Here is a 13,669-nt window from a genome sequence, read left to right on the forward strand (position 1 = left end):
TATAGCGTATCTCTTTTAAATTTTAAAGGGATGATTGAGAAATAATGAACTGGGTAAACAATGTAATGTATCATAAAGGAGGAATTGCAATGTCAACAATTTATGAAACAACTGCGACAAATACTGGTGGAAGAAATGGTCATGTAAACACTGATGATCAAACGTTAGATTTAAAAATAACACCTCCAGATAAAGCGGATGGTCAAGCAACTAATCCTGAACAACTCTTTGCTGCAGGTTACGCTTCTTGTTTTAATGGTGCTTTTGACTTAATATTAAAACGCAATGGACATAGAAATGCAGAACCCGTTGTCGACTTAACTGTCAGACTCGTTGATGATCCTGATGTAGAAAGTCCAAAATTAGAAGTCGATATTTTAGGAAAAGTTAAAAATATGACGCAAGAGGAAGCTGAGCAAAACCTCAAAGAAGCACATGAATTTTGTCCTTATTCTAAAGCAACAAGAGGCAATATTGATGTGAATTTAAAAGTAGAAGTCATTTCATAATTGAGATATAAGATTGTGGCGAGAAGTTACCTTCTCGCCCTTTATTTATATGTTGCAGCAACAATAAATTCTTTTTAAAATTATATCAAGTGTAATTCGTCCGAATATTCAAATATATCATTGCATTCATGTTTATCCTTTTATATGATTGAGATAATAAACCGATTACATATAGGAGGATGCTCATGATTCAAGTTTTAAATGATAGTCATGCAAAAGCATTTTATCAACTTACTTGTGAAGCATTTCAACTTCATCCTATTGCTTTTGTACATGAAATTAATGAACGTTCAGATTATACTGAACAAAACATTGCGCAACTGCTCCACCCTGATCATCATCACATTCAAGTTTTTTTCGGTGCTTTTGAAAATCAGGATCTCGTAGGATTTGTTCAACTCAACTTTTCTCTGTATACTTCTAAAAGTCATAAAGCAACAATTCAAGGTTTATACGTTACTCCAAAAGCGCGAGGAAAAAATTTAGCACATCAGCTCATGGAATATTTAATACAATATGCTAAAAAACATCGTATCGAACAACTCATTTTAGCTGTTGCATCAAATAATATAGCAGCAAAAATCTTTTGTGATCGCTTGGGCTTTGAATTTTTAGCAATAGAAACAAACGCCCGTAAACTCGACAACAAATATATTGATGAGCACTGGCTGATTTATTACATCAAATAGGAGGCGTTATGAAAGAAATAACCCGCATTCAACATTTATGGCGATACGAAAAATATCATGTGATGATGCATGACTATCGCTACTATATTGAAATAAAAGAATTGATAAAACAAGGTGCTGATTATCTAACAATAGAACAGCGCATACATAATATATTACAAACTCCCATTCGTCATTCTGCATTTGTGAATACATTTCAACATTTATGGGGCTATTTTAAAAACGTAGCCACAGACGAGGAAATGAAATCATATTTATCATATATAGAGCAACTCCACCATCATCATGTTTCTCATCAAACTTGTCTTATATTTATTCAGAATTTGACACGCAAATACCAAAACCCCTATTTATTACATAGCGCAATCATGGATTTATAACCTTTATATTATTTTAATATAGCATCTTTACTATGCCTTTTTGTTTAAAAACATGGTATAATGTCTCTTTGTAAATTAATCATTAAGGGTGCATGTTATGAAAATATTTTGGTCTAAAAGGGCTCGCATGTTCGAAATTGCGATTATGTCCTTTCTTACGATTATTGGAATTGGCTCTCAATTCTATTTAAATTTAGCTTACAGTTTAAATCAGGGGTTATATCATTATGCTTTAGGAATCCATTCTGATTTATTGATTATCCCAGCAATTATGGGTAACTTTGCTTTTGCATTTGGTGTTCCACTCGGTCATTTACTCGTTCATAAATTTGGCTTCCGAAAAAACTTCATGCTCTTTTCTTTCATATTTTTAATCGGTTCTATCATAGGATTTTTATCATTTGGGATTGTTTCGTTATCTATTTCAAAAGTGATTCAAGGTTTTAGTACAGGGGTTTTATTTTTTACAATGCTTCCTAAAACGTTTCATGTATTTCCGAAGCGATTTAAAAACGTTTTTTTATTCATGATCATTGTAGGTCTTTTTGGTGCGAATGCATTAGGCGGCTTGACTGGGAGTATTACTTTATTTTATGACCAATGGCAATGGGTATATCCTGTCAATATGATTTCTGCAGTGATTTGTTTACTCGCAGGATGGTTGTATTTCGAAAGAGAAGAACCCAACCATAGTACTATAAAAGAAGACCATTCCGTTGTTTTCTTTTTAGCCCTTTCTTCTATTTTCTTGCTTTTACCATTATGTCTTATGACACAATACCCAGTTGATTCTCTGCAAGTGTGGCCATGGTACTTTTTAACATTCATATTATTTGCTCTATTTTTAATTACAAATGAGCGCAGTAATAACCCAATCGTCCACTTTTCGACATTACTTTCACCTAAGCCTTTATTAGGATCTGTCATGGCTATCGTTTCTCATTTAACCTTACTCATTGGGATTGCAGCCATTAACTTTTATTTATTACAAGTAATTCATTTATCACCAAGCCAAATCATACTCTTTTATATTTACTTTTTCATAGGTGTCATAATCACAGGTGTGTTAAAAATGATATTCTATAGCGCTTGGGGACCTGGTGTATTAGGCACAATCGGCTCTATTGCATTACTTTATGTCAGCATTCACTGGTATATTATGCAAAGTGAACTCATCATCAACTTATTGTATTTTCAAGGGATGATTATTGGATTTGGAGCAAGTATGGTACTCGTTAGTGGTGCCATGTCGACGTTGTTGGACGGTGATTTATCTCGCGCTTCCCACCGATCGTTGACGATGCATTCAATACGTAATTATTTTGCTGCCATTCTCGTACCCATTATTGCCGTCTATATGAAACATAAAATTCAAAAAGGTATAAACGACGTCCAATACAATAACATCGAGAACAAGGCGATTATTTTAAAGCATATTCATGATGTGTTCATGGATGCGACAAATCAGCTCTTTTTCGTCATGATTATTTTAAGTACTATTTTACTCATCTCTTCACTCTCTCAATTTTTCTTTGGTAAAAGTCGTCGTATTGTCGCCAAACGCAAGTAGCACGTTTTTTCTATATAAATGTTTTAACCAAACTTCGAAATTTAAAAAGCCGTTACAGTATTTCATTTTTTGAACTGTAACGGCTCTTGTTTTGTATTTTTAACGAAATTGCTTAGATCTTATACTCACTTAATTTTAAGCACTTTGTATCCTAAATTTTCAATTTTATTTTTAACAGCTTCAGAAGTTAGTATTTCTTCATCTATCGACATTTTAGCTTTACTCGTATTGAATAATACTTTTGAATCGTAGACGCCTTTCGTTCTATTTAACAAACCTTCAATAGATGCAATGCAAGATGGACAAGTTAAAGTTTCTAGTTGTAATGTAATTTGTTTCATAATAAGTGCCTCCTCTATAAATTTAAACAACGGCTTGGGCTGTGTTTCTATAAGTTTCTTTATATTGTGGATGATGTGGGCGAAAGCGAATTAATCGCATCGCATTGAGAATTACAATTAGGACGCTCACTTCATGCGCAAACATACCAATCGCTAAGTTCACGCCTCCAAGTAATATACCGATAAGTAACAGAACGACTGTCATTAGTGCAATGGCGATATTTTGTTTTAAAATGGACATCGTTTTTTTAGATAAATCAAAGGCATGTGCATATTGAGATAATGCATCATTCATGAGCACAAGATCAGCTGTCTCCATGGAAATATCCGTTCCACCTTTGCCCATTGCTAAACCGATATGTGCTGTTGCAATTGCTGGCGCATCATTGATACCATCACCTGCCATCGCTACAATTTTTCCTTGGGACCGTAATAATTGAATCATGTTCACTTTGTCTTCAGGTAAAAGTTCTGCTTTATAACCATCCAATTTTAGCTGTGTGCTTACGGCTTCTGCTGTTCGCACGTTATCTCCTGTCAGCATTATTATTTCTTTCACACCACTTTGACGCATTTGATTTAAAGAGTGTAATGCATCAGATCTCACCTTATCAGCAATCGCGATATAGCCTATAAATTTTTGATCGATAGCAATCAATACGACCGTGTTCCCCGTTGACTCTTGTAAACTTATACGGTCAAGAATTGTATCTGACATGAAAATATTTTGCTTATTCATTATCTTTCGATTTCCAATGATGACTTCATTGTTTTGGACCTTACCAATGAGCCCTTGTCCTTTTACTGTCTCCATTAAGCGCACTTCTTTATTGGGTAGTACCGTTTTCGATTCGGCATAGTCAACAATTGCACGCCCCAAATGATGTTCTGACATTTTTTCTAATTGTGCAACTTTGCTCAATATTTCATTCTCATCAAATTCAGCCGTATCAAATTCAAACGTTGTCACTTCTGGGTGCCCTTTAGTAAGTGTTCCTGTTTTATCAAAGACTAAAGTATTGACTTTGGAAAAGGTATCTATTACATCTCCTCCTTTAATTATGACGCCATTTTTTGCGCCATTTCCAATACCGGCTACATTTGCTACAGGTGCCCCAATGACTAAGGCCCCTGGACATGCAATCACTAAAAAGGTTATCGCTAAGTGGAGATCACGAGAAATCAGCCAAACTAAAAACGAGATGAGCGCGATACTTGGCGTGTACCATTTAGAAAAACGATCTAGAAACTTTTCTGCAGGTGATTTTTTATCCTGAGCTTCTTCCACCAATTCAATAATTTTGGAAAATGTGGTGTCCTCAGCCACTTTTTCTGCAATAATTTCTAAATATCCCGTATCAACGTTGGTACTGCTATACACTTTTTCATCGACTGACTTAGAAACTGGAACTGATTCTCCAGTGATTGAAGATTCAATAATATTGGCATTCCCTTTTACTATACGTCCATCTACAGGAATCGTACTTCCTGAACGCACAACAATACGATTACCGACTTCTACATCATCGACATCGATCTTTTCTGTTTCACCATTCTCTTTTATTCGTATTGCTTCTTTAGGTGCTGCGTCGACTAAATCACTAATAGACTTTCTTGTTATTTTTAAAGTTCTGGCTTCTAGATAACTTCCAAACAAAAATAAAAATGTCACAATAGAAGATTCCGTATATTCTTGAATCCATAATGCCCCTATCACAGCAATTGTTACTAATAGCTCGATAGAAAAAATTTTCGCCCTCACAGACTGATATGCTTTCAAGGTAATTGGTACCATGGCTATCAATGTCGAGATGATAAGAAAAATTTGACTTAAATTAGTCATTGATAACCATTTAAATATGAATCCAGTAACTAAAAATAGAAATGTCATCCCTGTAATAAAGTTCACGTGTTGATAGATAAACCGTTTCATAAAAAAATCTCCTTTCATAATAGTGTGTGTCTTTTCATCTATTATGATAAGAGATTGATTGAGGAAAAAAATTGACCTAAGTCAACTTTTGAAGTATTTCGTATGTTTTGTGATTTATTTTTTTAATTAATCCTTCTTCTTCTAGCTTTTTGAATGTCCGGGCTAATGTCTCAGGTTTCATACTCAAATATGACGCGATGTGTTTTTTGGAGATATTTAAATGAAGTTTGTTTCCCTCTCTATAGGTATCAATATACGTTAACAATTTTTCTCTACTATTAAGTAATGCAATATGGGTCGTTTGATCTTCGGTTTCTGAGAGGCGTGAAGCAAAGGTTTCAATAAAAGAAATGGCAATATTGGGATAAGTCGACATCAATTCGTAAATACTTTCCTTCGATATCATACAAATCTCTGCATCTTCAAGTATTTGCGCATACGACGCGCTATCTGTAGAAGCGTTAAAAATTGAAAGCTCTCCAGTGTAGTCACCATGGGCTAATACGCGTATTAATTGTTCTTCTCCCTCATCATTCAGTCGATAAATTCGAACACGCCCCTTGTGAACCACATAGAGAGAATCAAGCTTATCCCCTTCCATATATAACATTTCATTTTTACTAAAATAGCGATGGTTGATTTTCTTAAACACTAGTTGTTGTGTTTCATTTGAAAGATGTGCAAAAATAGGCACTTGACTCACACATAATTCATAACTGTGATGACAACTCATACAACCCCTCCTCCTTACTTGTAACACTTATAAAATAACACATTACTTTATAAGTGAGAAAACGCTTCTACTTTTTCTTTATCTTATATTGACCCCTAAGTGAGATGATCTAAGACTTCAACATGCGCAATACACTAGGAGACGTCTCCTCATTATGATACAAAAAAAGCGACCCATTACGAGTCGCTTTTTACAGTTAAACTTATATTCAATTGTTCGCATTGAACATATTTAAATCAATTTATTTTTTGAATTTATCTACGACTTCATTCATCTTTTCTTTGGCGTTATCTGTGGCTTCTTTCACTTTTCCAGAAGCTTTATCTTGTTTACCTTCCTTTTCAAGATCTTTATTTCCTAAAACATTACCAGCTGTTTCTTTTAAATTTCCTTTAGCTTGTTCTTGTTTACTCACATTATCCATGATAAAACCTCCTGTTATTGAATCTATATAATAACCTATACCCTTATCATATAAACACAAACATAACAAAAACGCATTTAGACCAATCGTTTTAAGAACTTAGGCATAATAGTTTATGACTTGGATATAACTTTCGCACACAGAGGAAATATTAAAATCGTCAAAGCACCACTTGCAACTAAAACAGAAGCTGTTGTGACATCAATAATATGATTGTTTTTAGCCATTTCTGTTACAGCAACAATGACGGGTAATCCAGAAGCTGAATATAGCGCCAATGTCATTTTGTCTTTGTTAGAGTTTAAACCTGATTGTGTTACAGACATTTTTTCTCTAATAAACACCACCATTCCACGCATAACGAAAATAAATACGATTGCTAAAATCAATAAGTGCCATTGATTAAGAACTCGAAGAATATCAATGTTCATGCCACTTGTAATAAAGAATATTGGAATTAAAAAGCTAAATCCTACCACTTCCACTTTCTTTTCAATTTCATATTGGTACTTTGGAGAAAATGTCTTTAATATCACGTTCATAAAAATACCAGCGACAAAAGCCCCCAATGCAATATCTAACTCTAAAATGGCTGTCAGTAACATTAAAGAAACTAAAACAAAAATAGCTATTCTTAAAGTCGTTTGCATCGTTGTATGAGAAGCAGAAAGAATTGCCTTTCCAAGTAGTGGAACTTTTCGAATAAATCTTATTGGGGCTACCACTATTAAAAAAGCCAATATTGTAAAAGTGATAAGAATGAGCGCAGAACGCCATGGTGAAACTGTTGATAGTAATAATGACATCATGATAATTGGTAATAGCTCGCCATAAGCTCCATGAATCAAAATTGACTTTCCTATCGGTTTATTTATCATATTACTATCTTTTAAAATTGGAAGTAGTGTCCCTAAAGCTGTAGATGTGGTTGCCACAGCCAAAACAATCGCAAATGCTATGTTCCCTTTTGAAATGAGATAACCTACTCCTACTGCTAAAATAAAACTTATTAACCATGTGACCATTGCTTTTTTACCTTGATGTGCTTTCATATCCTCCGTACTAATTTCAAGACCGGCAAGTAAAAATAAAAACCCCATACCGATTTCACGTAAAAACTCTATAGACTCTGTCATTTGGGCTAATTTCAAAACGTGAGGCCCTATAAGCACACCAAATAGTAATAACCAAATGGCATCTGGAATATACTTACGTGTCATAAGTGCCAAAACCGGAGAAAGCATAGCGGCAAAAATAATCCACCATATGGAATGTAAATTTTCAGCTAAAATCTGATGTGACATCTTCTACCTTCTTCCCTATTATAAGATAACTGTACTCATCAAAATTATAAAAGAAATATATGCTATTCTTCTATCATAACAAATTCAATCTCATTAGACGATTTTAGAACCCCTAAAATTCTGATTGATATGATATAGTAAATTAATAATTTAAACAAAAGTGTCATATCATTTTTAATATCTATTCCAGAAAAAATCCCTTTACTTCTAATAGTATAAAGGTATAAAAGACACTTTAACTTTATCTCCTAGGAGGACTTTTATGAACAACAAAGATCTCATAGACGAAACAGGATGGACACTCACTGAGATTATCAATAGAATCAATAGTTTGCCTCATATCAAACAAAAAATAACTCAGGAAGACTTACAAAATATGAGTAAAGTTGAGTTTCAAGAAATGATTATTGGCCATAAGTCTTCAACTGAACGTTCTAACCACTTATAAGAAGCACACAAAAAGAGAGAGTTAAATACTTATAAGGTGATTAATTATGAGGTTGTTTTAATTGAGAGATTATTAATGAAGCGAACTATGATATAACTTATGATGTCTTAGAAGAAGATATAATTATTGTTGATAAAGCATCAAATAGCCAACTTGCATATTTAAAGAACAATTCCAAAGAAGATATTTATACCATAGACTACAATGTTCACAAGGTAGTCTTACAAATTAATGATATTAGTAAATCAATAACAATATATGATAATATTGCGCCCTAATAATAAGGCGTTTTTTTGTTTACTGTGCACTTTTTGTGCACTTTAAAATAAAAAGCCCATAACCACGAAGATTATAGGCTACATAGTGGAGACGGCGGGATTTGAACCCGCGTCCAAAGGTCCTGATACAAATGTTTCTACGTGTGTAGTCTGTTTAGAAATTTAGCATAATGTTTAGAAACAGACAACCGACATTATGCGAGTTTGATTCATCTCTTCTCGTCAGACTTCAAACGGCAGTGACGAGCGTATCCTACTAAAGTTGAATCACTTTAATCGCACATAGGCGATGCGATTAGGTGATGCAGAGCGCGATTAGGCAGCTACTGCTAAGTTATTGTTAGTTTTGCCAGTTATTATAAACTGATGTGTTTTTGCGGAGACAACCCTCCGACACGCTTCATAAGCTCTGGGGACCCCTGTCGAATCCATAAACGTCCCCTTGTATAAAATGTACTTTCATTTTCAGAAAGCACATTTAATTATAACGAATCTTAACATTCTTAGCAATCATTTAATAATTTTGTTTCATCGCGCGGTCGATATCACGTTTTACCGCTTTTTCTTTCAACGCTTGACGTTTATCGTATTTTTTCTTACCACGTGCAACACCTAATAGTACTTTGCACATCCCATGCTTGAGATACAATTTTAATGGTACAATCGAATAACCCACTTCACGCGTTTGGTCTCCTAGTTTATTAATCTCACGTTTATGCAGTAATAATTTACGCACACGTCTAGGATCGTGATTAAATCGGTTGCCTTCTTCGTAAGGTGCAATATGCATGTTGTGAAGATAGATTTCTCCGCCTTTCACTTGTGCATAACTGTCTTTTAAGTTTGCACTGCCTCGGCGAATCGATTTAATCTCTGTGCCTTGCAACGCAATGCCCGCTTCAATCGTATCTTCGATGTTATAATCATGTCTTGCCTTACGATTCTCTGCTAAAGTGCCTTTTCCTGATTTTTTTGGCATTGGGTCTCACCTCAGTTTACTTTTTCTTCTTTTTACCTTTCTTTTTAACACGTTTGTCTTTGTAGAAAGGTTTATGTTTCGTATTTCCTGATTTTTCACGCTTTCTTGCATGTTTACCTTTACGTTGTTTGCGCTTTTTCTTATTAGATTTGTCTTTTTCGAATGTATTGCCTTTTGTTTTAGCTTGAATCGTTGTGCCCCGTGACTTTTTCTCACGTTTAGGATTGACATCTAAAGGCATGCCAACAATTTGAAAATCAATTTGTCGTTCGTCTACATCTACATGTATGACTTTTACCTTAATAACGTCTCCAATACGATAAACAGATGCTTTTCGTTCTCCAATCAACGCCATCTGACGTTCATCAAAATGATAATAATCATCTGACATGTTTTGAATCGTGACCATACCTTCAATCGTATTCGGCAACTCGACAAACATTCCAAAATTGGCTACAGAACTAATGACACCTTCAAATTCGTCACCGAGGTGTTGAATCATATATTCAGCCTTTTTCAAATCATCCGTATCCCGTTCGGCATCAATCGCTCGCCGTTCACGGTTTGACGTATGTTCTGCCATTTGAGGGAGTTTTTCTTGCCATTCGTGTTGCGCTTTCCCATTCATTGATTTCTCAATTAAATATTTTCGTACTAAACGATGAACAATAAGGTCAGGATAACGGCGAATCGGAGAAGTAAAATGCGTATAATAATCTGCTGCTAGTCCAAAATGCCCTAAATTATCTGCATCATAATGGGCTTGTTGCATCGAACGTAACATCATTGTCGAAATGACACGGTCTTCAGGTCGCCCTTCCACTTCTTGTGTAATATTTTGAAGTGTGCTTGGATGAATATCTTCCCCTGTCCCTTTAATCATAATCCCAAAGTTTGTGATAAAGTCGAAAAATTGTCTTAAACGTTCAGACTTTGGTTGTTCATGGACACGGTAAATAAATGGAACTTCCATTTTACTAAAGTGTTCGGCGATGGTTTCGTTGGCTGCTAACATGAAAGATTCTATTAATCTTTCCCCTTCGCCACGCTCACGTGCAACCACTTCTTGGGGAATGCCTTCTTCATTGACTAAGACTTTCGCTTCTTTAATATCAAAATCAATTTCTCCTCGACGACGGCGCATCTGAATCAGTTGTTGGGAAAGTTGTTGTGCTAAATCTAACATAGGTGTAATCTCTTTATATTTTTCACGTGTCACAGCATTTTGTTCTGTAATAATTTCATTCACTTCAGTATAGGTCATACGCGCATCTGAATGAATGACACTATCGAAAATATCATGTTGGACTACTTCTCCGCGACTGTTGATTTCCATGCGACAGCTCATCGTTAAACGGTCTACTTTTGGATTTAATGAACAAATGCCATTACTTAATCGGTGGGGAATCATCGGGATAACGCGGTCCACCAAATAAACACTTGTGGCACGGTCATAAGCTTCACGATCTAAGGCAGAGCCTTCTTTAACATAATAACTCACATCCGCAATACTCACTGTTAGTTCCATATTCCCATTTGGAAGCTTTTTAATGGCAATCGCATCGTCTAAATCTTTAGCATCCGCGCCGTCTATTGTTATAGTTAAATCTTGGCGTAAATCACGACGTCCTTCAATTTCAGACGGCAAAATAGTTTCTGGTACGGCTTCAGCTTCTTTTAAAACATCATCCGGAAATTCAATTTCAATTCCATGTTGATAAATGATAGATAAAATATCTACGCCAGGGTCATTTTTATGTCCTAATATCGCTGAAATATGTCCTTCTGGATTGTTTGATCCATCAGAATATTGCGTGATTTGCACGAGTACTTTATGACCATCAACTGCCCCTAAATCTTGACCTTTAGGGATGAAGATATCTTGCATAATACGCTTATCATCTGGAACGACAAAACCGAAATGTCGCGCTTCTGTGTAGGTACCAACGACTTGTTTCACTGAATGGGTTTCAATCGATTTTACTTCGCCTTCAACTTTCCCTTTGCGGTGATCACCACGCGATTTTTTCACTTCAACTATTACAGTATCGCCATCCATGGCACGATTAATTTTTGTCGGTGGAATAAAAATGTCTTCTATGCCTTCTTCATCTGGTCGCAAAAAGGCAAATCCTTTTTTATTTTGACTTAACGTCCCTCTTACTAGTCCGGGTTTAGGACCTTGTTTTTGATATCTATCTTGTTTAGTACGCTTGACTTTCCCTTCTTGTTCAAGCTCGTTTAGGACTTTAATGAGATCACGAAAACTTTCGGCACTACTGAGTCCTAGCGCATCTTGAAAATCCGACACCGACATAGGTTCATAACTGGTACGTTCGACAATCGCTTTAATTTGTGATTTTAAGTTCATATGAAGTCCTCCTTTCTATTAAAAATCGTTTCTGTTATTTACTCTGACCAATCTAATGATTCTAAAAATTGATAGACTTCTTCAAAAACGTCCTCTTTTTCTTTATCAATTGTAATCACGTGGCCTGAATTTTTGTACCATGATAAATGCTTTTCATCTGAAGCAGCTTCATTATAAATAACATTAGCTGAATCTGGATTAATCATTTCATCTTGTTCAGCTTGAATGACTAATAAAGGTTCTATCACATCTTCCACATGGTCTCGTACACTTTGAATCGTTTCTTGTAATTCACGCAATGTACTTGTTGGATGGAAAGCTTGCATTTCACGTTCTATTGTCGTTTCATCCTTACCTTCATATTTTTTAAAATTGCGTGCGTATTCTAAAACACCTTCATACATAGAACCTTCTGTTTTAATGTACATCGGAGAACACATGGTTACAATACCCTTCACATCACGATTTAAGCTTAATTTTAAAGCAAAGACGCCTCCAAGTGACAAGCCAGCAACGGCAATTTCATCGTAACCTTTGTCGACTAGATAGTCATATCCATCTAATGCATCTTTGTACCAAACATGTGGACTCGATTTTAAAATCTCTTCAGGTGGTGCTGCATGCCCTTCATAATGCGGCGCATAAGAAGTGTATCCCTTTTTTTGTAGAAAACGGCCAAGTTGTCTTACATCAGAGCTATTTCCCGTAAACCCGTGTAATAATAACACTGCACGCTTACCTTCTTCAAAAAGAAAAGGCTTTGGTAATTGAATTTTCATTCGTTATTCCGTCCTTTCAAGTCACATATAGTTTTATTTTATAGTTTAATAGAATGCCCGACAAATAAAAAAGTCCGACTTATCAACTGTCGGACTTTGTTTTTTCTTATCGGTCGAAAAGGTTCATGCTATTTTTAACGTAAACCGCAAGACTTATAAATTAAAATAACTGATACCTAACATTAATACAAAGAAAATAATTGAAAGTACAATTGTCAATCTATGCAAAAATAAATCTACACCACGTTGCTTTTGTTTACCAAATAACTGTTCGGCTCCACCACTGATGGCACCTGATAAGCCATTACTTTTACCTTCTTGTAATAAAACAACTGTGATGAGTGCGATACAGTCAATAATCAGTAATACAACAAAAAATGTGTGCATCAGATTGTCCTCCATTCATCATATACGAAGGTTATTCTACCATAATTAACCCCTTTTCACAATACATCCCTAGCGATTAAAGGTGGACTTACGTTTAATGCTCACTGTAATCATAAAAATTGCCAAAATAAGTGATCCGATGCTAACCACTATAAATGGAATTAAAGCAAAGAACCCTTTCACATTTAAAATCGCTGCATATAAAATTGGAGGATTGAGTAGCGCATTAAATAATTGTGAGATAAACACAGCGACCATAAACCACCATAAATATGGATGTTGATATTTAATAGCCACCACCCCGGCAGAATAAGCTAATATATATAAAATGCCTGTATACCTTAAACTGTTGTTAATCGCGTTTATCGCATTTTTAGTAGTTTGGTTCCCTGAATGTTCTAGCATGTAACTGATGACGTGTCCATCCACAATAATCACTTGATGAATCACTAAACAAACGGCAAACAAAAATGAAATATAACCAATCAACCTTCCAGTATGTTGGGCACGCACCTCATTGGTCGAATTTTGTTTCATCATATAT

Annotated in this window: 15 protein-coding genes and 1 other RNA gene; 5 read left to right on the forward strand and 11 right to left on the reverse strand. The window is 35.2% G+C overall.

Annotation, left to right across the window (positions count from 1 at the left end; translation table 11 throughout):
- Positions 1 to 89: 89 nt before the first annotated feature.
- The 4 genes from G8Y84_RS06055 (at position 90) to G8Y84_RS06070 (ending at position 3,148) form a co-directional block, all read left to right on the forward strand.
- The gene (locus G8Y84_RS06055; RefSeq protein WP_037572388.1) at positions 90 to 509 is read left to right on the forward strand and encodes an organic hydroperoxide resistance protein; all 420 of its coding nucleotides are present in this window, start codon (positions 90 to 92) and stop codon (positions 507 to 509) included.
- A gap of 185 nt (positions 510 to 694) precedes the next feature.
- Positions 695 to 1,198 carry a GNAT family N-acetyltransferase gene (locus tag G8Y84_RS06060; RefSeq protein ID WP_037572390.1) on the forward strand — a complete coding sequence of 168 codons (504 nt, stop codon included), beginning with the start codon at positions 695 to 697 and terminating at the stop codon, positions 1,196 to 1,198.
- A gap of 8 nt (positions 1,199 to 1,206) precedes the next feature.
- Positions 1,207 to 1,578, forward strand: coding sequence for a DUF1722 domain-containing protein (locus G8Y84_RS06065; RefSeq protein WP_107360756.1), 372 nt, complete (start codon positions 1,207 to 1,209; stop codon positions 1,576 to 1,578).
- Between the two features lie 97 nt (positions 1,579 to 1,675).
- Positions 1,676 to 3,148, forward strand: coding sequence for an MFS transporter (locus tag G8Y84_RS06070; protein ID WP_037572395.1), 1,473 nt, complete (start codon positions 1,676 to 1,678; stop codon positions 3,146 to 3,148).
- Between the two features lie 125 nt (positions 3,149 to 3,273).
- Here the strand turns inward: G8Y84_RS06070 and G8Y84_RS06075 are convergent, their stop codons facing one another.
- The 5 genes from G8Y84_RS06075 to G8Y84_RS06095 all read right to left on the reverse strand — a co-directional run bounded on the left by G8Y84_RS06075 (position 3,274) and on the right by G8Y84_RS06095 (position 7,883).
- Entirely contained in the window at positions 3,274 to 3,489 is a 216-nt protein-coding gene (locus G8Y84_RS06075) for a heavy-metal-associated domain-containing protein (RefSeq protein WP_105996703.1), read from the reverse strand.
- 22 nt (positions 3,490 to 3,511) lie between these two features.
- Complete coding sequence (locus G8Y84_RS06080; RefSeq protein ID WP_165806190.1) at positions 3,512 to 5,422, reverse strand: heavy metal translocating P-type ATPase; 1,911 nt, start codon at positions 5,420 to 5,422, stop codon at positions 3,512 to 3,514.
- A gap of 76 nt (positions 5,423 to 5,498) precedes the next feature.
- Complete coding sequence (locus G8Y84_RS06085) at positions 5,499 to 6,155, reverse strand: Crp/Fnr family transcriptional regulator (RefSeq protein WP_037572399.1); 657 nt, start codon at positions 6,153 to 6,155, stop codon at positions 5,499 to 5,501.
- A gap of 241 nt (positions 6,156 to 6,396) precedes the next feature.
- Positions 6,397 to 6,579 carry a CsbD family protein gene (locus tag G8Y84_RS06090; RefSeq protein WP_103158936.1) on the reverse strand — a complete coding sequence of 61 codons (183 nt, stop codon included), beginning with the start codon at positions 6,577 to 6,579 and terminating at the stop codon, positions 6,397 to 6,399.
- A 113-nt stretch (positions 6,580 to 6,692) separates the two neighbouring features.
- Entirely contained in the window at positions 6,693 to 7,883 is a 1,191-nt protein-coding gene (locus tag G8Y84_RS06095) for a cation:proton antiporter (RefSeq protein WP_103158935.1), read from the reverse strand.
- A gap of 262 nt (positions 7,884 to 8,145) precedes the next feature.
- Between G8Y84_RS06095 and G8Y84_RS06100 the strand changes: the two genes are divergently transcribed.
- Positions 8,146 to 8,331 (forward strand): hypothetical protein, encoded by a 186-nt coding sequence (locus G8Y84_RS06100; RefSeq protein WP_037572404.1) that lies wholly within the window; start codon positions 8,146 to 8,148, stop codon positions 8,329 to 8,331.
- 361 nt (positions 8,332 to 8,692) lie between these two features.
- On the opposite strand, the gene ssrA is transcribed toward G8Y84_RS06100, so the two are convergent.
- From ssrA to G8Y84_RS06130, 6 genes are all read right to left on the reverse strand, one after another.
- Positions 8,693 to 9,051, reverse strand: a transfer-messenger RNA (tmRNA) gene (gene ssrA, locus G8Y84_RS06105).
- Between the two features lie 72 nt (positions 9,052 to 9,123).
- Positions 9,124 to 9,588 carry an SsrA-binding protein SmpB gene (gene smpB / locus G8Y84_RS06110; RefSeq protein WP_037572408.1) on the reverse strand — a complete coding sequence of 155 codons (465 nt, stop codon included), beginning with the start codon at positions 9,586 to 9,588 and terminating at the stop codon, positions 9,124 to 9,126.
- A 16-nt stretch (positions 9,589 to 9,604) separates the two neighbouring features.
- A complete protein-coding gene (gene rnr / locus G8Y84_RS06115; protein WP_103158934.1) occupies positions 9,605 to 11,959 on the reverse strand; it encodes a ribonuclease R in 2,355 nt (784 codons plus the stop codon).
- A 38-nt stretch (positions 11,960 to 11,997) separates the two neighbouring features.
- The gene (locus G8Y84_RS06120; RefSeq protein ID WP_037572421.1) at positions 11,998 to 12,738 is read right to left on the reverse strand and encodes an alpha/beta hydrolase; all 741 of its coding nucleotides are present in this window, start codon (positions 12,736 to 12,738) and stop codon (positions 11,998 to 12,000) included.
- A gap of 153 nt (positions 12,739 to 12,891) precedes the next feature.
- Positions 12,892 to 13,125 carry a preprotein translocase subunit SecG gene (gene secG, locus G8Y84_RS06125; RefSeq protein WP_037566707.1) on the reverse strand — a complete coding sequence of 78 codons (234 nt, stop codon included), beginning with the start codon at positions 13,123 to 13,125 and terminating at the stop codon, positions 12,892 to 12,894.
- 69 nt (positions 13,126 to 13,194) lie between these two features.
- Positions 13,195 to 13,665: a hypothetical protein gene (locus G8Y84_RS06130; protein ID WP_229717270.1), complete on the reverse strand. Its 471-nt coding sequence runs from the start codon at positions 13,663 to 13,665 to the stop codon at positions 13,195 to 13,197.
- Positions 13,666 to 13,669 lie beyond the last annotated feature (4 nt).

Origin of the sequence: Staphylococcus sp. 11511212, assembly GCF_011394755.1 — a bacterium.
Lineage (GTDB): Bacteria > Bacillota > Bacilli > Staphylococcales > Staphylococcaceae > Staphylococcus > Staphylococcus chromogenes.